This is a genomic window from Euzebyales bacterium (assembly GCA_036374135.1).
Classification (GTDB): Bacteria; Actinomycetota; Nitriliruptoria; order Euzebyales; family JAHELV01; genus JAHELV01.
The window spans coordinates 14,764-32,905 of the sequence record DASUUK010000035.1 but is presented as its reverse complement, the minus strand read 5'-3'; the positions used below and the strand labels follow the sequence as shown (position 1 = coordinate 32,905).

The window sequence follows — 18,142 nt, the reverse complement described above, 5'->3', positions numbered from 1 at the left end:
GATCGCTGGAGACCGACCGGCCGCTGCTGGAGCGGCTGTCGCCACTGACCCAGGTCGACCGGTTGCGCGCACCGCTGCTCATCATCCACGGCCGCAACGACCCGCGGGTCCCCCTGGGAGAGGCCGAGCAGATCCATGCAGTCGCCAGGGCCAAGGGCCTGCGCAGCGACCTGCTGGTCTACGACGAGGGTCATGGGCTGGCCAAGCTGGCCAACCGCCTCGACGCCTATCCGCGCGTCGCGGCGTTCCTGGACGAGGTGCTCCGCGTCTGACCGGCACGCGTCAGCGGCGGTACGTTGCGTGGTCGGTCAGCAGCAGCGACAACACGGCGCCCGGCGCCTCGCGATGGATGCTGTGGCCCGCGCCGCGCACGATCCGGGTCGTGATCCGCACGTTGTGGCGCGTGAGCTCGTCGCCCACGGCCGGATCGAACCGCGTGCCGATGGCGGGGTCGGCAACAAGGATGTCGGTGGCGACCCGCACGTCACCGAGCAGGTCGAGGTACCACCATGGCCGGTTGTCCTCGAGCGTCCGCTCGACGACGTAACGGCTGGTCTGCGCCGCGGCCCGCGCCTTCAGCGCCGCGTCCTCCGGGTGCCATGCCGGGTTCGCCGCCGCCAGGGCCGCCGGGTCGTCGGCGTCGTCGAGCTCGGACAGTTGGTCGGCGAGCAGTCCGTCGAAGCGGTCCTCGGGCACCATGAAGATGGGATCCAGGAGGACCAGGCGGCGTGTGAACCCGGGATCGGCGGCCATCAGCGTGGCCAGCGTGCCGCCCAGCGAGTGGCCGACCACGAGGTCCCATCCGCCCCCGAGCTCCCAGAGGTCGGCGGCGTAACCGCTGAGCCGGTAGCTCACCGTGTGCGGTGCATTTCCGTGACCGCGGAGGTCAGGTGCCGTGACGTTGTATCCGGCGCCGGCCAGTCCGTCGGCGATCCGCCACCACGTCCCCGCCGACGATGACAGACCGTGCAGCAGCAGCGCCCGCTGACGACCGCGTGCTCCCCAGGTCAGCGTGGGCACGGCGACTGCGCGGTCGTAGTCGGTCATGACCGCCGACCGGCCACCACGGGCGTCGGCGAGTCGCGGCGTGCCGCTCCACACGTCATCGTTGCGCAGTCTCGCAGACCGACGGCATACCCGGCATGGGGAAAGATGACCGTTTCGCCGTGTCAGCCGCGTGGCCGGCCGTCGTCGTCCAAGTGGTCCCGCCACGACCGGGTCGGTCGCCATCCGAGCATGCGCTGTGCCTTGGCTGTCGAGATTCCCGACGCGTCGTCCTGTGGGAGGTCACGCACCTCGACATCGGGATCGGCGTGGTCTGCGATCAGTTCGCGCAGTGGGCGGCCCGCGTGGTTGTCGGGCGAGGCGATGTAGAACACCTCGTGCCCAGGCAGGTCCGATTCGACCGCCAGCCGGATGGCGTCGGCGAGGTCCGCGACGTCGATGTAGCTCCAGAAGTTGGCGCTGGGTCCGGGTTGGCGGAGTGTGGGCCCGAGGTTGTGCGCGTAGTTCCCGGCGTGCTGCACCCAGCTCGGGCGCAACGATGTGCAGCGCAGGTCACTGCGTCGCACCGCGGCGTCGCACAGCAGCTCACCGACGTACTTCGAGAACGCGTAGGGATCCTGCGGACGGATGGGGTGATCCTCGTCGACCGGCACGTAGTCGGGGGAGGCCGGCCGCTCGGGGAACAGGAAGCCGGGCACGGTCTCGCTGGAGATGTTGACCAGCCGCCGCACGCCCCAGCGGACGGCCGCCTCGACGACGTTGAACGCCGCCATGGCATTGTTGTGGAACACGACGTGCGGCGGGTTGTGCGACGGATCCGGGATCGCGGCGGCGTGGACGACGGCATCGGCGCCGCGCACCAGGGCGAACGCATCGCCCGCGTCGGTGAGGTCGGCCTGCCAGTACTCGGGCGCGTCGGGCTCGGGGCGCTCGAACACGCCCCGGGCCGTGTCGGTCGCGCGTACGCGGTGGCCCGCGGCCTGCAACGCCTCGACGGCCGCCGACCCCACCTTGCCGTTGGCGCCTGTCACCACTACGTACATCACTCGTCTCCTGACGTCGTCCCTGTGCGCCCAATGGTGGACCGTCGACCGCGGGCGTGCCGCGCGCAGCGCAGAACGAGTCGGCGATCGGCCGCCCGCGACGGTGTCGACTGGACGATCGACGCGCGTGCGGTCACGATGGGCGCCGCCGGTCGCGTCGTCGGGCGCGGTGGCACGGTCACGGCCACCGACCGGCCACCGGGGCCCGGGAGCGCCGGGACGTCAGGTGATGGCTGCGTGGACGGGTGCAGGCTGGCGCTTCCACACGGGGCGGATGTCGATGACGACACCGCGGACGTAGCAGGGCGGCACGCGGTCGCGCCGCCCTGGTTCGCGGTGCTGTTCGCCATCGCCGTCGGGGCGCACATCATCGGCAACCCGCCGACGGCGTCGCCGGTGCTGGGGGCCGTGACGTTCCTGCTCGCCGGCGGCACGGTGGCGCTCGTGCGCAGGCCCGCGTCGCGGTCGGCGTGGGCGGTCGTGGCGACCATCGTGCTGGTCATCGCGTGGCTGGAGGCGCCCACGGTGGGCAACCACTGGCTGCTGCTCGGCGTGTTCGCCGCGGCGGTGCTCGCCTCGCTGTGGCGCCGCACCCCGTGGCCGTGGCTCGCGGGCACGGTCCGCGTCACGTTCATGGCCTTCTACGCCTTCGCGGCGTTCGCCAAGCTCAACACGGCGTTCCTCGACCCGGCCGTGTCCTGCGCCGTCTTCTACGCCGATCACGCCCTCACGTCGTGGGGGCTGGCACCGCTGACCCCAGAGTCCCCGCTCGCGGCGGTGACCGTGGTCGTCGCGCTGGTGGTCGAGCTGTCGGTGCCGGTGCTACTGATCGTCCGCCGAACCCGTGGCGTCGGCGTCGCGTTGGCCGCCGTGTTCCACTACGCGATCTCGCTCGACCTGCTGCAGCACTTCTACGACTTCACGTCCGTGATCTTCGTCGGCCTCGGCGCGTGGGCCCACGAGGACGTGACCACACCGATCACCCGGTGGCTGCGTCACCGTCGTGCCGTGACCTGGGTGACGATCACGTGGGCGGTCCTCGCCGCCGCGGTCATCGCGGTGCCGTCCCTGCCGGTGCTCGCGCTGGCACGCCTGGCGGTGCTGGTGCTGTGGATCCCCCTCGGCGCGCTCGTCGTGCTGTACGCGGTGCGGGGTGCACGGACTCCGTTGGCCGACGCCCCCGCCCCGCGGGGTGCCATCGCTGCGATCCTCGTCGCCGCCGTCATCGTCAACGGAGTCGTCCCGTACGTGGGGCTCAAGACGGCCAACGCCTGGAACATGTACGCGAACCTCGTCACCGGTGACGGGCGGAGCAACCACCTGGTGGTGCCGGCCGCCGCGCAGGTCGTCGACGGCGGCTACGTCCGGGTCGTGCGGACCGACGACGAGGCGTTGCAGGCCTACGTGGGTTCGCGGTGGCTGGTGCCCGAGCGCAACCTGCGCCATCACCTGGCGGCACGACCATCAGCGTCCGTCACCTACGAACGCGGTGACGGTGTGACCGTGACGGGCACCGGCGAGGAGCTGGGGCGGCGGATGTCGCCGTTCGTCCGTCGTCTGCTCGCGCGGCGCTCGCTCGACGCGTCCGAACCCAGCCGGTGCCAGGCGGTGTGGCTGCCCGCGCTGTGACGCGATGCCGGTTCACGGCGCGGCGGACGGCCCCTGGTAGGCCCGGTACGTGCGCTGGCCCGGCGGCAGCGAGAGCGTGAACACCCGCTCGCCACCGGGCGTGACCTCCGTGACGAGCGGATCGGGCAACGCACCCCAGCTGATCAACGTGTTGCCGTTGTCCAGCCGCTCGGCCGATCCGAAGTAGCTGGTGTAGCGGCCGTCGTCGTGCGACCACACCAGCTCGGCCGTCATCGTCTCCTCGTCGATGGCGTACTCGACAGCACGGCTGCGAGGTGGGTCGTGCAGGTTGCCGTTGTCGAACAGCAGGATGTTCTCTGTCCGGCGGCGCCGGTCGACCGCGTGCTTCGTGGAGCCAGGCTCCGCGAAGTTGCCGCCGTCGACCAGGGTGGCGTCGTGCTGGTGGCTGAAGCCACCGTACGGGTCGCCGGAGATCTCGAAGTCGTTCTCCGCGCAGTTGACGCCGCCGAGCGTCCAGGCGATGTCACCTGTGTCGCGGTCGATCCGGTGGATGCAGTCATAGTTGCGGATCGACAGCAGGATGTCGCCGTCGTCGAACAGTTCGAGCGAGTTGGGATGGGCGTAGTCGGCGACAGCCGGTGGCCGCGCAGTCAGCTTGAGCCGCTTGTTGACGTCCGGCACGTCCTCGAGCGTGAGGTGGTCGGCGCCGTCCCAGAGCCACACGGTCTCGCCCGCGGGTGTGCGTTCGGCGATGACCGGGTCGTACACGATCGCATCGGCCGCGCCGTCGTAGGCGGTCAGATCGACCTGTCGTCGGCGGTACGCCAGCAGCAGGGCATTGCCGTTGTCGAGCAGCTCGAAGTCGTGCAGGTCCGCGTCGCCGCCGGGCAGATCGTCGAGGTCGAACTGCTGCAGCACGCGCAGCCGGTCGTCCGTGACGTGATGGGTGACGTGGAAGCCAGCCCCGTTGCGCCCGTTGCGATCGACGGCGTTGTACGAGTAGCGCCCGCCGGGCTCTGGCTGGAGCATCGACGCCATCGCGAACATGCGCTGCGCCCACACCAGCTCACCGGTCGCCTTGTCCACCTCGGCCAGGAACGGCGGGTGGAACACCGTCGTGTCGGTGAGCCGTGGTGTCGTCGACGTGGTGATCAGCACCGTCCCCGGCTGCATCCCGTCCTCAGCGGTCGTGCGCAGCTCCGGGAAGCCGTTCGGCGGCCGGCCGGGGTCATGGAGCGCACGGAAGGGAGGGCGCAGGGGCTGGACCCGGGCCAGCGTCGCGTTCGACGGCATCGGGGCGGTGAGCTCCCGGACCACGCGCACCGTGCCGACGAGCGTGGCGGCTGCGACGAGCACCGCGACGCCTGCGACGATCCGCCCCCGTCGGCCGGGCCGCTGACCTGCGCGGCGCAGCGCGACGCCGGCCGCGACGAGCACGAGGGCCACGGCGGCCGTAACTCCGAGCGCTGCAAGCAGCGCCGGGGGGCGCAGCCAGTTGATGCTCCCCAACGGCTACCTGGTGGCACCCTGGTAGGCGCGGTAGACCAACTGGCCGTCCGGCAGCGACACCGTGAGGACCTCCTCGCCGTCGGGAGTCACCTCACTGATCGCCGGATCGGTCAGCTGCCCCCAGCCGATCAGGGTGTTGCCGTTCTCCAGGCGCTCGGCGGAGCCCATGATCGGCGTGTAGCGGTCGTCATCGTAGGACCACACGAGCTCTGCGGTCATCGCCTCCTCGTCGATCTCGTACTCCACGACGCGGCTGACCTGCTCGTCGCCCGTGCGGAGGTTGCCGTTGTCGAAGATCAGCAGCGTGCCGTCGTCGGTGAGCGAGGCGTCGTGCTGGTGGCTTGGCCCGCCGAACGGGTCCCCGCTGATCTCGAAGTCGTTCTGCGCGCAGTTGGGCCCACCGAAGGCCCAGACCACGTCGCCGGAATCGCGGTCGATGCGCAAGGTGCAGTCGTAGTGGCGGATCGACACGAGCACATCACCGTCGTCGGCGATCTCCAGGGAGTTGGGATGGGCGTAGTCGGCGGCGCCCGACGGCGGCGACTCGACGAACTCCGCCTCGGCGACGGGGTCGGGCACATCGGCGAGGTCCATGTGCTCGGCGCCGTCCCACTCCCACACGGTCTCACCGTCGGGTGTCCGCTCGGCGATCACCGTGTCCCACACCGCGCCGTCGCTGGGACCCCCGAACTCGCTGAGGTCGACCTCACGCTTGCGGTAGGCCAGCAGCATCGCGTTGCCGTCGTCGAGCAGTTCGAAGTCGTGCAGGTCGGCGTCGCCGCCCTCGAGGTCGTCGAGGTCGTACTTCGCGAGGATGTTCAGCTCGTCGTCGGTGACGTAGTGCGTGACCTCGATCCCGGCGCCCGCTTCTCCCTCCCTGTCGACGATGTTGTACGAGTAGCGGTCGCCGGGCTCCGGCTGGAACATCGTGGCCGCCGTCAGCATCTGCTGCGCCTTGGTCAGCTCACCTGACTCCTTGTCGAGCTCGACGAGGAACGACGGGAAGTACGGCATGTCCTCCGTCATCCGCGGCGTCGTGTAGGTGGTGAACGTCACGGTCCCGGGTTGGACGCCGCCGTCGCTGCTGACCTCCAGGCGGGGCATCTGCCCGGGCGGCTCCTCGGGCTCGAGCATTGGGGGGAAGTGCCGGGGGTTGGTACGGGCGGCGTCGGCGAGCTCGGGCGCGTCGCCGAACGCCATCTCGCTCGGGCCGGTCGACGAGGTGTCGGTCACGCCGGCTGCCTCCCCGCCGCCGTCGGCGGCGGTGCACCCGGCGAGCAGCACCACGACGGTGCCCGCCGCCAGCAACGTCCGGCGTCGTCGACCGCTCGCACGGGCCGCCACGGCGGCGACCAGGCCGAATGCGGTGACCACCGCGAGCGCGGCGACCGCCGGGGATGACAGCATTGACAGCACAAGTACCGTGGACACACCAGCTCCGACGCTCGGGACGACGCGGGCGCTCCACGCTACTACTGCGATCGCCGCTCGGACACGTTCCGGCGCAGGAGCGACGAGGCCCCGCCGATGCGGGGCCTCGTGGCGGTTCGACCGGCGTCGGCGTCAGGCGGCGACCATGCCGTGTGGGTCGATGACGTACTTGACCGACGTGCCGGAGTCGAAATCGGCGTAGCCCTCCGGTGACTCGTCGAGCGAGATCTTCGTCGCGTTGACCGCCTTGGCGATCTGCGTCCTGTTGGCCAGGATGGCATGCATCAGGCCGCGGTTGTACTTCTTCACCGGGCACTGGCCGGTGGTCATGTACTGCGACTTCGCCCAGCCCAGGCCGATCCGTACGCCGAGGGTCCCGTGCTGTGCGGCCTCGTCGACGCCACCCGGGTCACCGGTGACGTACAGGCCCGGGATGCCCAGGCCGGCACCCGCGCGGCCGACGGTCATGATCGTGTTCAGCACGGTGGCGGGCGCCTCCCCGGCGTCGGCCCCGTGGCCGCGTGCCTCGAACCCCACGGCATCGACTGCGGCGTCGACGACAGGCTCGCCGGTGATGTCCTCGATCATCTCGGCGACCGTGGCGTCCTGGGTCAGGTCGACGGTCTCACACCCGAAGCTGCGGGCCTGCTCGAGGCGCTCGGGGATCATGTCGCCCACGATCACCACCGAGGCGCCGAGCAGTTGTGCGGAGTGCGCCGCGGCCAGTCCGACCGGTCCGGCGCCGGCGACGTAGACGGTCGATCCCGTCGTCGTGCCGGCTGTGTAGGCGCCGTGGTAACCGGTCGGGAAGATGTCCGACAGCATCGTCAGGTCCATGATCTTCTCGAGCGCCTGGTCCCGGTCGGGGAACTTCAACAGGTTGAAGTCCGCGTAGGGGACCATCACGTACTCTGCCTGGCCACCGAGCCAGCCGCCCATGTCCACGTAGCCGTACGCGGCACCCGGACGGGCGGGGTTGACGTTGAGGCAGATGCCGGTCTTGCGCTCCTCGCACATGCGGCACCGGCCGCAGGCGATGTTGAACGGCACCGAGCAGATGTCGCCCTCGTTGACGAACATGACGTCGTCGCCCTTCTCGACGACCTCGCCGGTGATCTCGTGGCCCAGGGTCTGCCCCTCAGGGGCCGTCGTGCGCCCACGGACCATGTGCTGGTCCGAGCCGCAGATGTTCGTGGTGACGATCTTGAGGATGACGGCGTGTGGCGCCGCCTGCGGCACGCCGAAGTGGTCCGCGACCTCTTTGGGGATCTCGAGCCTCGGGTAGTCGATGTCGTTGACGCTGACCTTGCCGGGCCCGTCGTACGTGACGATGCGGTTGTCTGCCATGGCTGGCTCCTTGCCCCTCTCGGTCGGGCGATGTGGTGCATTGGCTTTCGCCCCGTACCAACACATCGTTCCCGATGACCCGCGCCTGATGCGCGACGCCACGAGCCCGCCATTGCCGCCGATCGGCCCGGTCCGTCATGGCCGCGACGCGCTCGCGGAACCGCGCGGCGTCTCATGGGTCAGCCGGGCCGCAGATCCTCGACGCTCACGTCGGTCCGGTGCGCACGGTCACGGCGATCAACGGGTTGTGGGCCGGCGGGACGCCCTCGTCGGCCGGAGGTGGTCCGGGGGGTGTGCCGTCGCCGAACGGCGAGCCGCCGAGCTCGTCGCGGTGGTGCGGTGTCAGCCAGTTCTCCAGGGCGGGCCCCGCCGGCACGATCCGGGTCGGGTTGATGTCGCTGTGCACCACGTAGTAGTGGCGTTTGATGTGATCGAAGTCGATCGTGTCGCCGAACCCCGGGGTCTGGAACAGGTCCCGGGCGTAGCCCCACAGCGCGGTGAACTCGCTCAGCTTCGCGCGGTTGCACTTGAAGTGGCCGTGGTAGACGGCGTCGAACCGGGCGAGCGTCGTGAACAGCCGGACATCGGCCTCCGTGATCGTGTCGCCGACGAGGTACCGCTGGCCGGCCAGGCGTTCCTCGAGGTCGTCCAGCCGTGAGAACAGGCGGTCGTACGCCCGTTCGTACGACTCCTGCGTGCCGGCGAACCCACAGCGGTACACGCCGTTGTTCACGTCGCGGTACACCTGCGCGGCGATGGCGTCGATCTCGTCGCGCCTGTCGGGTGGATACAGCTCGGGCGCGCCGTCGCGGTGGTGGTCGGACCACTCGAGCGAGAAGTCGATCGTGATCTGCGGGAAGTCGTTCGTGACGACCGCGCCGGACGGGATGTCGACGATGGCAGGCACCGTGATGCCTTTGTCGTAGTCGGGGTCGCGTGCGAAATACGCCTGCTGGAGGCGCTCGATCCCCAGCACCGGGTCACGTCCGTCGGGGTACGTCTCGCGGTAGTCCCAGCTGCGTTGGTCATGGGTGGGACCGGCGATGCTCATCGAGATGGCGTCCTCGAGCCCGAGCACCCGGCGCACGATGATGGTGCGGTTGGCCCACGGGCAGGCACGCGCGACCATCAGCCGGTAGCGACCGGGCTCGACCGGATAGCCGTCCCTGCCGTCGGCCGTGATCCGCGTCGGGATGTAGCGGGTGTCGCGGTCGTAGTCGTCGGCCACCACGTAGCCGCGTGCGTCGTCGCTCATGTCGCCGACGATGCCCGGCGGTCAGACCGCCGAACCGCGCCGGACCGGTCGCCTCGGTGACGATGCAGCCCGTTCAGCCGATGTCGCGACGTCGGGCGCCGGCGATGCCCGCCGCCATGAGGGCGGCGGCGATCGCGGCCAGCCACAGCAGCGGTGTCCACGTCAGATCGGCCATCGGCAGCGCGGGCACGTGCGTGAACGGCGACAGGTTCAGGACCCACTGGTCGAGCTGGAGCACCGGTCCCAGCTGGCCGATCAGCAGGTAGGCCACCAGCACGCCCCACACGGCGGTCGTCATGCGCGGCGCCAGCCCGAACAGCGCCAGCGCGATGCCGGCGAGCACCCACGTGGCGGGCAGTTGCGTGAGCGCGGATGCCGCCAGCCGGACGATCTCGGTGGCGGGATCGCCGGTGCGCAGGCCGTGCACCAGTCCCATGGCCGCGCCGCTGACCACCAGGAGCAGCGCCGGTCCGAGCAGTGCGAACGTCAGGTGGCTGCCCACCCACGCCGTGCGCCGCACCCGCGTCGCGAGCAGTGGTTCAGCCCGCAGCGCGGTCTCCTCGGTGCGCAGACGCAGTGCCGCCTGCATCGCGTACACCGCCGTCGCGAGCCCGACGATCGCGAAGACCAGGCTGAGGTAGGTGTCGACGATGTTCTCGGCCCCACCGAGTGCCTCGATGATCTGCGCGAGCTGCTCGTTGCCATCGGCGGCGAACACGTCCCCGACGCTCGCGGCGAGGCTGCCGATGACGGCGCTCCAGACTGCGAGCGCGCCGACCCAGCCGAGCAGCATGCCCCGTTGCAGCCGCCACGCCAGCGCCAGCGGGCTGCGCAGGCCGTCGTCCGCCACCGCGGGGCCGGAACGGGTCGGCAGCATGCCGGCGTCGATGTCGCGACGCACCGCCATCGCGTGCGCGCCCGCGGCGGCGACCACTGTGAACGCCAGCATCAGACCCAGAACCCACCAGCGCTCGTCGGCGAACGGTCGCAGCTGCTGGTACCAGCCGATGGGGGAGACCCACGACGGCCACGCCGAACCGCCGTCACCCATGGCGTCGCCGGCGGCGCGGAGCAGGAACGCGGTGCCCACCACGCCCCCGGCGATGCCGTTGGCGGCACGTCCGGTCGTGGTCAGCTGTGCGGCGGCCGCGCCGACCGCAGCGAACATCGCCACGATGCCGGTCAGGCCGGCCCCGAACGCCACCGATCCCGCCACGGGCTGTCCGAGGCCGATCAGGGCGGCGGTGGAGGCCAGCCCGGTGAGTGCACCGGCACCCCACGCGGTGCACAACGCTGCGGCGAGCGTCGCATGGCGTCCGACGACGCCGGCACCCACCATCTCCAGCCGGCCGGTCTCCTCCTCCAGCCGTGTGTGGCGCACGACGGTCTGGTGCCCCATGAGTCCGCCCAGGACACCGAAGATCGACCCGATGCGCCAGGCCGTGAGCCCGCCTGTCGTCGTCGGGTCGAAGATCGGTCCGAGCAGGGCCGTGAAGGCGGGGTTGGTCGTGATCGTCGCGGCGAACGCCTCGCGTTCGGCCACCGTGTCGTACAGCCCCTCGAACGCCGAGGCGGTGGTGGCGGTCAGGGCGGTGAGCGCCAGCACCCAGATGGGCAGCTTCACGCGGTCCAGCCGCAGGGCCAGGCGGATCAGGTGGCCGGTGCCGGTCAGGGTGGTCACCGCCCGACCTCCTCGCTGGCGCGAGCAGGTCGCCCCCCGGCCTGTCCGGTGACCGCTGACGCGCTCACAGCGTCGCGTCCTGCGGCTCGGAGGCGTAGTGGCGCATGAACAGCTGCTCCAGCGTCGGGGGCTGGCTGGTGAGGCTGCGGATGCCGGCGCGGCCGAGCGCGGCGAGCAGGGTGTCCAGGTGCTCGGTGTCCACCTGGCAGCGCACGCGTGAGCCGCGGACCTCCAGGTCGTGCACACCCGGCAGCCTGTCGAGCCCGCCCGGCGCGGACGCCAGGTCGGCCAGGACCGCGGTGCGGGTGAGGTGACGGAGGTCCGCGAGCGTGCCGCTCTCGACGTTGCGGCCGTTGCGGATGATGCTGACCCGGTCACACAGCGCCTCGACCTCGGCGAGGATGTGGCTGGACAGCAGCACGGTGCGCCCGCGGTCGCGCTCCTCGACGATGCACTCGCGGAACACCGCGTCCATCAGCGGGTCGAGGCCGGCAGTCGGCTCGTCCAGGAGCAACAGCTCGACGTCGGACGACAACGCGGCGACGAGCGCGACCTTCTGGCGGTTGCCCTTGGAGTAGGTTCGCCCCTTCTTGGTGGGATCCAGCTCGAAGCGTTCGAGCAGCCGCGCGCGGCGCTGCTCGTCCAGCCCACCGCGCAGGCGTCCGAGCAGGTCGATGACCTCCCCGCCCGACAGTTGCGGCCAGAGCGCCACGTCGCCCGGCACGTATGCCAGCCGCCGGTGCAGCTCGGCCGTGTCCCGCCACGGGTCGCCGCCGAGGAGCCGTGCGGTGCCGCTGTCGGCGTGCAGCAGGCCGAGCAACACCCGCAGCGTCGTCGACTTGCCGGCGCCGTTCGGGCCGAGGAACCCGTGGACCTCGCCGGGCAGGACCTCCAGATCCAGTCCGTCGAGCGCGACGGTCGCGCCGAAGGTCTTGCGCAGATCGTGGATTGAGATCACGGTGTCCATGCGGGTATCCTACACTGTATTCACACATTTGTGAAGATCGTGAAGGTCATGAATGCTCGGAGGAGTGAGAGGCCTGGATGACGGCACGCGACGCGGCGGCGGTGCAGCGGTTCATCGAGCGGTTCGCGCTCGACCTGACGTCCTCGGGCGTCCCGCGCATGCCCGCGCGCGTGTTCGCCGGCCTGCTGACGACCGACTCGGGCAACCTCACCGCCGGTGAGCTCGCCGACCTGCTCCAGGTCAGTCCTGCGTCGGTGTCCGGCGCCGTGCGTTACCTGGAGCAGGTCGCACTCGTGGTGCGCGAGCGTGAACCGGGTTCGCGGCGCGATCACTTCCAGGTCGATCAGGACGTGTGGCACGAGCTGTACGCCAGTCGCGACCGGCTGCTCGTGCAGTGGATCGAGACGGTGCGTGAGGGGCGTGACGCCGTGGGTCCTGACAGCCCGGCCGGCATGCGGTTGGCCGAGACCATCGCGTTCTTCGAGTTCATCCACGAGGAACTGGGGGACCTGACCAAGCGGTGGGCGGTGCGGCGCGACGAACTGCGTCGGGCGTGGGGCATCGACTGATCTCAGTCACGCAGGCCGAGTGCCGCACGCTGCCCGGGCGTGTCGTCGTGGACCCGCCACTCGGTCACGAGACCGTCGCGCACGCGAGCCGTCCAGATCGCGGGCCCGTCGAGCGCCTCGACCGGACACTCGGACCGACCCGTGACCACGACCAGGTCGTCGCGCACATCGATCTCCTCGAAGACGTTCCGGTAGTCGGGGAAGCGGTCGAAGAACCGGCTCCATGCCGCAACGACTGCGTCTCTGCCGCGCTCGCCGGCGCCTGACGAGTCGACGAACGTGTGGTCCGGCGCCATGAGCGCCGCGATGCCGTCGAGGTCGCCGTCGTTGATGCAGGTGTTGAACGCGATGACGGTCGCGGCGCGGTCGTGGTCCGTGCCGTCCGGCTGAGCAGGTCCGTACTGCACGACGATCTCGTCGTCGACGGTCTCGCCCGTCGGCGTGAACCCCAGTCCGGCGTACAGCCGGGCGGCCACGATGTTGTCCGGGTGGTACGACAGCCGGACGACCTCACAGGCCGGCTTCTCCAGCAGCCACGTCATCAGCGTGCCCGTGGCCGCCCGCCCGAGGCCCAGTCCCTGCTGCGTCGCGTCGATGACCAGTCCGCCGATCCAGTGGGAGCCGTCGTCGTCGACGGCCCACATGACATGCCCGACCGCCGTGTCGTCGGCGTAGACGGCGAGCGACTCCCAGTCGTCGCCCATGAGCGACAGCAGCAGGTAGCGTGCCGCCAGGGCGAACACGAAGTCGCGCTGGTCGTCGCGTGGGGCCACATCTGCGACAGCACGCCAGTCGTCGCGGACATCGCGCAACGTCACGTGCCGACCGCGACGGTCGGATTGTCCGGCGTCGATCATGGCGGTCCCGATCTGCTGGCGGCGCCGTGGGCCTCCGGACGGGCCAGGATCCGCACGATCGCAGATCCCGCGGTCGGATGCGACCGCGTCGGCGGCGTCCGATCGCGCGCCGCGTGGCCTACGGTGCGAGCGCGCGATCGATCCAGGTCTCGATGCTGCGGTCCCGCTCGGTGTGCGACCCTGCGCCGCCGAGGGTCGGGGTCGCATCGCCCATCCGCAGGCTTGTCGCGAGCGTTGGCCGCCGGCGCAGCCATGTGCGCACCACCTCGAGGATCTCGCCGAGCAGCGACCGGGACCTGGCGAGCCTGACCGTGAGCACGCCGTTCAGGGGCGCCGTCGCCGTTCCCGCCGCCGGTCGCGGTCCCTTCATGCCCGTGGGCCACGGCCACGAGGTCCAGCGCGAGCAGGTCACGACGCCAACCGGTCGGTGAGCTCGTGCAGACCCTCATCCGGATCGCGGTCACCGGCGTGCACCGACAGGTGGAGGATGGCGTGCGCCGCGGCCTGGCCGCAGCCTCGCCACGCTGCCGGCTGACGACGCGCGTGGGCCCGCGCTGCGCGTCAGCCGACGGCGTCGAGGAAGCCGAGCACCCGCTCGGCGAGCAGGCGCGCCGCCGCCGCGTCGTAGGACTCGAGACTGTCGTCGGCGAACAGGTGCTGATCGCCCGGGTACATGAACAACTCGGCGTCGTCAACGCTCGACACCAGAGCGCGGGCTGCGTCGAGGTCGCCGTCGGCCACGAAGAACTCGTCGGCGTCCATCCCGTGGACCTGGACCGGGACGTCATCGGGCCACGGCCCGAACTCGCTCGCGGGGACGCAGGCGTGCACCAGGATCGCGCCGGCCGCGCCCGGCCGGGTCTGCGCCAGCTTCTGCGCCGGCATCACGCCCAGTGAGAAGCCGATGTAGACCAGCTCCTCCGGCAGGTCGGTCGCGCTGTGGACGCCCCGCTCCAGGAGCGTGTCGAACCCGACCTCCATCGCGTGGGCCACGCCGGCGTCGAGGTCGTCGAACGTCCGTCCCCCGTACAGGTCCGGTGCGTGCACGGTGTGACCGGCGCGGCGCAGGTCATCGGCGAACCGTGTGACGCCGTCCGTGCGTCCCTGTGCGTGATGGAACATCAGCACCTGTGCCACGTGTCTCTCCGTCCTTGGTCCGTCTGTCGGCGGGCGCCGGCCATCCCGGATCTCGTGGCGTCGGTCAGCACCCGCGGCGCCGCGCAGGGTATCGCGCCGGGCATCGTCCCCGTCGGACGGCTCCACATGCCCTGCCGACGGTGCAGGAGCGGCCGGACGGGGCGCTAGGCTGCCAGCAGTCCGGGTCGGTCGGGTGAGGAGTGTGTGCTGTGGCGACGTGCACGCAGGTTGCGCAGATGACGGCGGCGGTCACGCCCGGCGGGGTGAACGGACGATGATCCGCGGGCTCGCGCGCATGGCGCTGGCTGTGCCGTTCATCGTGCTGGGCGCGGAGGCGGCGCGCGAGCCGGGCCCCCGCGTCGCGCTGGCCGAGGACATCGGCATCCCGTATCCGGAGGAGGCCGTGCGGTTCAACGGCGTCGCCATGGTCGCGGGTGGGCTCGGGCTGGCCCTCCGGGTCCTGCCGCGGACAGCGGCCGCCGGCCTTGTGGCGTCGATGATCCCTACGACCCTGGCCGGCCACCGCTTCTGGGCGGACGACGATCCGGCGGCGCGCAAGGGCAACCGCATCCAGTTCCTCAAGAACGTGGGGTTGATCGGCGGTCTGCTGCTGGCCAGCCGTGCGGCGGAGGGCGACTGACTGCGGCCGAAGGCGGGGAGGCGATGGGTCGGCGACGACGAGTCGTCGGCACTGGTTGGACGACGAGATGGAATCGCCATGACCAACAGTGACATCGTGCGGGCCACGTTCACCGCCTACCTCGACCAGGATCGGGATGCGGCCGACCGGCTGCTCGCGGACGACTTCGTGTTCACCAGCCCGCAGGACAACCACATCGACAAGGCGACGTGGTTCGACCGGTGCTTTCCGACGGTCGATCGGCTGGCGTCCTATGAGGTGCTCCACGTCGTGCCGACAGGGGGCGACGACGTCTTCGTGCTCTACGAGTACGAGCTCTCCGGCGGCGGGCGCTTCCGCAACACCGAGGTCCACACGGTGCGCGACGGCCGGGTCCACGAGGTGCAGGTGTTCTTCGGCGGGCGCATCGACACGCGCTGACGCCGAGGCTCCGCTCGGGGTCACACGACGTGCACGTGACCCCCGGCGGGGTCAGCACGACGCAGGCGATGGTGCCGGTCGCGGACCGCCTGGCGGCTGGCGGTCAGAACGTGGTGTGGGTCGCCTCGGTGCGGAACTCGGTGTACTGGTACGGGTTGTCGAGCACCTTGGTCTCGGGGATGTCGGGGTTCATGCCCTGCGCCCACGCCTCGGGGCCGAGCTGACCCTGCAGGTACTCGACCGTCTGCCCGACGCGTTCCCTGGCGGCCGCGAGGTCGATGTCGACCAGTTGGTGGTCGTGCTTGACCACGCGCCCGTTGACGACCACGGTGTGCACGTCACCACGCTGCGCCTGGAACGCGACATGGCCGTACGGGTTCAGCACCGGGTACATCACCGGCGACGCATCGTTGTGCAGCAACACGATGTCGGCCTTCTTCCCGGGCTCCAGGCTGCCCGCGACGTCGTCGAAGCCGAGCGCCTTCGACCCGCCGCGGGTCGCCCACTCGACGACCTGCTCGGCGCGCAGGTGGCAGTGGGTGACGGTCTCGTTCCTGCTCTGAGCCTCCAGGTGCTCGCGGGAGCGGTCGGCCCCGAGCGTGGCGCGCATGGCGCTGAACAGGTCGCCGCTCCACCACACGCTGGTGTCCATGGAGATCGACACGGGGATGTCGTGCTTGCGCAGCGCCCAGGTTGGTGGGTAGCCCTGGCCCGCGCTCTGCTCGCTCTCGGTGGACACCGACGCCGACCCGCCCGTGGCGGCGATGCGGTGGTACGAGTCGTGGGACAGGCTCGCGGCATGGACGTAGATCGTGTCCGGCGTCATGAAGCCGTTGTCGTACATCAGTTCGATGCTGTCGTTGCCCGTGGCGCCCCACACGCCGGCGTGGGTCGTGACCGGCACGCCCAGCTCCCGGGCGACCTCGAACGCGGCGCGCTCGGGGAACTCGGGGTCGCCAGTCACGTCGAACGCCAGCTGGAAGCCGAGCATGTCGCCGCTGCCATCGATGCGTCGCTCATAGAAGTCGCGGAACTCCGGTGAGGTCGCCCACTCCCATGGGCCCTGCTGGATGTTGCCGTAGGCCAGCACGAAGCGGCCGGGCACGGCCTGCAGCGCGTCGAGCGCCGCGTCGGCGTGGTCGACGGTCTGCAGCCCATGCGACCAGTCGACGGTCGTGGTGACGCCCGCGTCGATCGACTCGATCGCGGCCAGCAGGTTGCCCGCGTGCACGTCCTCGGGGCGGAAGACCTTGCCCCACTCCAGGTAGTAGAACACGAAGTACTGCGTCAGCGTCCAGTCGGCGCCATACCCGCGCATGGCGGTCTGCCACATGTGGCGATGGGTGTCGATCATGCCTGGCATGACGATCCCGCCGGACGCGTCGATCTCCTGCGTGCCCTCCGGGACCTCGAGTGCGGTCCCCACCTCGGCGATCCGATCGTCGACGACCAGGACGTCGCCGTCGTTCAGCACCCTGTGCTGGTCGTCCATCGTCAGGACGGTGCCACCGCGGAACACGATCGGACGGTCGGGTTCGATGGGTCGGCTCTGGCCATTGCTCGCACTCATGGGCTCGCTCCTCGATCCCGTCAGATTCGGACGACTGTCCGCACAGCGGTCGGGCGAGTATGATGCGACCCAGTCGATCGTGTCAAGGGTCGACCGCCGCGGGACCGGGAGCCCAGTCACGCGGCACACCGCACCGACGAGTGGGAGGTCACCGATGGCGCGCCGCAGCGCGGGGCCCGACTTCATCGAGGCGCTCGCGCGAGGGCTGGACGTCATCACCGCCTTCCAGCAGGACCGTCGGCGGATGACGCTGAGCGAGCTGGCAGCGGCGACCGGCCTTGCGCGACCGACGGTGCGTCGCATCCTGCTGACGCTCGTCGAGCTCGGCTACGTCCGCAACGACGAGGGCGCGTTCACCCTGACGCCGAGGGTGCTCGACCTCGGTGTCGCGTTCGTGCGCTCGATGGGGCTGTGGGACATCGCGCGCCCTCACATGGAGCAGCTCGTCGCGTACACGCACGAGTCCTCGTCGATCGCACAGCTCGACGGGTCGGACATCGTCTACGTCGCCCGTGTGTCGGTGCCGAAGATCATCACGTTCGCCGTGAGCATCGGCACGAGGTTCCCGGCGCTGCAGACCTCGCTCGGCAAGGTGCTGCTGGCGGCCCTGCCGCCGGGCGAGGTCGATGACGTGCTCGCCGAGCGCAGCCGCTCGGGCATCACGCCGAGCTGGCGGCCGGATCGCGACGAACGTGACATCGCGTTGCGACAGGTCCGCGCGCAGGGCTACGCCGTCACCGACGAGCAGCTCGCCGCCGGCATCAGGTCCGTCGCGGCGCCGTTGCGCGACGGCGACGGCCGGGTCGTCGCGGCGATGAACGTCACGGTGCACGCCGCCGAGACGCCGCTGGAGCGCGTGACCGGTGACTACCTGCCGCGCCTGCTGCAGACGGCGAGCGACATCAGCGCGGACTGGGCGCGACTGGGGGCCACGCCGCACCTGGTGGTGGGTTCGCAGCGCTCCTTCTGATTCCGGGCGGCGCCCGAGGGGCGGCGGGGGGCGACCGCCGAGCGGGCTGACGCCGCCCCGGACCGGCCGGGCTCCCATGACGCCGGCCGCTGGCGCGAACGACGTTGACATGATGCCGAGGCACGGGAATACTCGTTTTCGGACGACTGTC

General features: G+C 70.8%; 18 protein-coding genes. 6 read left to right on the top strand and 12 right to left on the bottom strand.

The genetic code is table 11. From position 1 onward, the window contains the following. Positions 1–5 precede the first annotated feature (5 nt). Entirely contained in the window at positions 6–272 is a 267-nt protein-coding gene (locus tag VFZ70_05805; GenBank protein HEX6255309.1) for a prolyl oligopeptidase family serine peptidase, read from the top strand. 10 nt (positions 273–282) lie between these two features. Here VFZ70_05805 and VFZ70_05800 read toward each other — a convergent pair whose 3' ends face one another. Together VFZ70_05800 and VFZ70_05795 are read right to left on the bottom strand one after the other, a co-directional pair. Further along, positions 283–1,047 (bottom strand): alpha/beta hydrolase, encoded by a 765-nt coding sequence (locus VFZ70_05800; GenBank protein HEX6255308.1) that lies wholly within the window; start codon positions 1,045–1,047, stop codon positions 283–285. A gap of 122 nt (positions 1,048–1,169) precedes the next feature. Then, entirely contained in the window at positions 1,170–2,048 is an 879-nt protein-coding gene (locus VFZ70_05795; protein ID HEX6255307.1) for an NAD(P)-dependent oxidoreductase, read from the bottom strand. Positions 2,049–2,384: 336 nt separating this feature from the next. On the opposite strand from VFZ70_05795, the gene VFZ70_05790 reads away from it, so the two are divergent. Beyond that, positions 2,385–3,677, top strand: coding sequence for a hypothetical protein (locus VFZ70_05790; GenBank protein ID HEX6255306.1), 1,293 nt, complete (start codon positions 2,385–2,387; stop codon positions 3,675–3,677). Between the two features lie 12 nt (positions 3,678–3,689). Here VFZ70_05790 and VFZ70_05785 read toward each other — a convergent pair whose 3' ends face one another. The 6 genes from VFZ70_05785 to VFZ70_05760 form a co-directional block, all read right to left on the bottom strand. Then, complete coding sequence (locus tag VFZ70_05785) at positions 3,690–5,147, bottom strand: aryl-sulfate sulfotransferase (protein ID HEX6255305.1); 1,458 nt, start codon at positions 5,145–5,147, stop codon at positions 3,690–3,692. Between the two features lie 3 nt (positions 5,148–5,150). Beyond that, positions 5,151–6,578, bottom strand: coding sequence for an aryl-sulfate sulfotransferase (locus VFZ70_05780; GenBank protein ID HEX6255304.1), 1,428 nt, complete (start codon positions 6,576–6,578; stop codon positions 5,151–5,153). 132 nt (positions 6,579–6,710) lie between these two features. Continuing rightward, a complete protein-coding gene (gene fdhA / locus VFZ70_05775; protein HEX6255303.1) occupies positions 6,711–7,925 on the bottom strand; it encodes a formaldehyde dehydrogenase, glutathione-independent in 1,215 nt (404 codons plus the stop codon). Between the two features lie 205 nt (positions 7,926–8,130). Continuing rightward, positions 8,131–9,180 (bottom strand): glutathione S-transferase C-terminal domain-containing protein, encoded by a 1,050-nt coding sequence (locus tag VFZ70_05770; GenBank protein ID HEX6255302.1) that lies wholly within the window; start codon positions 9,178–9,180, stop codon positions 8,131–8,133. A gap of 73 nt (positions 9,181–9,253) precedes the next feature. Further along, on the bottom strand, positions 9,254–10,861 hold the full coding sequence (locus tag VFZ70_05765; protein ID HEX6255301.1) for a hypothetical protein: 1,608 nt from the start codon (positions 10,859–10,861) through the stop codon (positions 9,254–9,256). 64 nt (positions 10,862–10,925) lie between these two features. Further along, positions 10,926–11,828, bottom strand: coding sequence for an ABC transporter ATP-binding protein (locus VFZ70_05760; GenBank protein HEX6255300.1), 903 nt, complete (start codon positions 11,826–11,828; stop codon positions 10,926–10,928). A 77-nt stretch (positions 11,829–11,905) separates the two neighbouring features. On the opposite strand from VFZ70_05760, the gene VFZ70_05755 reads away from it, so the two are divergent. Further along, entirely contained in the window at positions 11,906–12,397 is a 492-nt protein-coding gene (locus VFZ70_05755) for a MarR family transcriptional regulator (GenBank protein HEX6255299.1), read from the top strand. Between the two features lie 2 nt (positions 12,398–12,399). On the opposite strand, the gene VFZ70_05750 is transcribed toward VFZ70_05755, so the two are convergent. The 3 genes from VFZ70_05750 to VFZ70_05740 form a co-directional block, all read right to left on the bottom strand. After that, a complete protein-coding gene (locus VFZ70_05750) occupies positions 12,400–13,215 on the bottom strand; it encodes a GNAT family N-acetyltransferase (GenBank protein HEX6255298.1) in 816 nt (271 codons plus the stop codon). A 157-nt stretch (positions 13,216–13,372) separates the two neighbouring features. Then, the gene (locus tag VFZ70_05745) at positions 13,373–13,624 is read right to left on the bottom strand and encodes a hypothetical protein (GenBank protein ID HEX6255297.1); all 252 of its coding nucleotides are present in this window, start codon (positions 13,622–13,624) and stop codon (positions 13,373–13,375) included. A gap of 191 nt (positions 13,625–13,815) precedes the next feature. Then, the gene (locus VFZ70_05740; GenBank protein ID HEX6255296.1) at positions 13,816–14,391 is read right to left on the bottom strand and encodes a dienelactone hydrolase family protein; all 576 of its coding nucleotides are present in this window, start codon (positions 14,389–14,391) and stop codon (positions 13,816–13,818) included. 274 nt (positions 14,392–14,665) lie between these two features. Here VFZ70_05740 and VFZ70_05735 point away from each other — a divergent pair, with 274 nt between their 5' ends. Both VFZ70_05735 and VFZ70_05730 read left to right on the top strand, forming a co-directional pair. Further along, entirely contained in the window at positions 14,666–15,031 is a 366-nt protein-coding gene (locus tag VFZ70_05735) for a DoxX family protein (protein ID HEX6255295.1), read from the top strand. Between the two features lie 78 nt (positions 15,032–15,109). Continuing rightward, positions 15,110–15,451: a nuclear transport factor 2 family protein gene (locus VFZ70_05730; GenBank protein HEX6255294.1), complete on the top strand. Its 342-nt coding sequence runs from the start codon at positions 15,110–15,112 to the stop codon at positions 15,449–15,451. Positions 15,452–15,554: 103 nt separating this feature from the next. On the opposite strand, the gene VFZ70_05725 is transcribed toward VFZ70_05730, so the two are convergent. Further along, positions 15,555–17,021 carry an amidohydrolase family protein gene (locus tag VFZ70_05725; GenBank protein ID HEX6255293.1) on the bottom strand — a complete coding sequence of 489 codons (1,467 nt, stop codon included), beginning with the start codon at positions 17,019–17,021 and terminating at the stop codon, positions 15,555–15,557. Positions 17,022–17,175: 154 nt separating this feature from the next. Here VFZ70_05725 and VFZ70_05720 point away from each other — a divergent pair, with 154 nt between their 5' ends. Continuing rightward, positions 17,176–17,991 carry an IclR family transcriptional regulator C-terminal domain-containing protein gene (locus VFZ70_05720; protein HEX6255292.1) on the top strand — a complete coding sequence of 272 codons (816 nt, stop codon included), beginning with the start codon at positions 17,176–17,178 and terminating at the stop codon, positions 17,989–17,991. Positions 17,992–18,142: the final 151 nt, after the last annotated feature.

Coding starts and splice junctions, on each gene's coding strand:
- VFZ70_05800 (HEX6255308.1), bottom strand. CDS start 1,047: ATGACCGACTACGACCGCGCAGTCGCCGTGCCCACGCTGACCTGGGGA.
- VFZ70_05795 (HEX6255307.1), bottom strand. CDS start 2,048: ATGTACGTAGTGGTGACAGGCGCCAACGGCAAGGTGGGGTCGGCGGCC.
- fdhA (HEX6255303.1), bottom strand. CDS start 7,925: ATGGCAGACAACCGCATCGTCACGTACGACGGGCCCGGCAAGGTCAGC.
- VFZ70_05770 (HEX6255302.1), bottom strand. CDS start 9,180: ATGAGCGACGACGCACGCGGCTACGTGGTGGCCGACGACTACGACCGC.
- VFZ70_05760 (HEX6255300.1), bottom strand. CDS start 11,828: ATGGACACCGTGATCTCAATCCACGATCTGCGCAAGACCTTCGGCGCG.
- VFZ70_05755 (HEX6255299.1), top strand. CDS start 11,906: ATGACGGCACGCGACGCGGCGGCGGTGCAGCGGTTCATCGAGCGGTTC.
- VFZ70_05745 (HEX6255297.1), bottom strand. CDS start 13,624: ATGAAGGGACCGCGACCGGCGGCGGGAACGGCGACGGCGCCCCTGAAC.
- VFZ70_05735 (HEX6255295.1), top strand. CDS start 14,666: ATGATCCGCGGGCTCGCGCGCATGGCGCTGGCTGTGCCGTTCATCGTG.
- VFZ70_05730 (HEX6255294.1), top strand. CDS start 15,110: ATGACCAACAGTGACATCGTGCGGGCCACGTTCACCGCCTACCTCGAC.
- VFZ70_05725 (HEX6255293.1), bottom strand. CDS start 17,021: ATGAGTGCGAGCAATGGCCAGAGCCGACCCATCGAACCCGACCGTCCG.
- VFZ70_05720 (HEX6255292.1), top strand. CDS start 17,176: ATGGCGCGCCGCAGCGCGGGGCCCGACTTCATCGAGGCGCTCGCGCGA.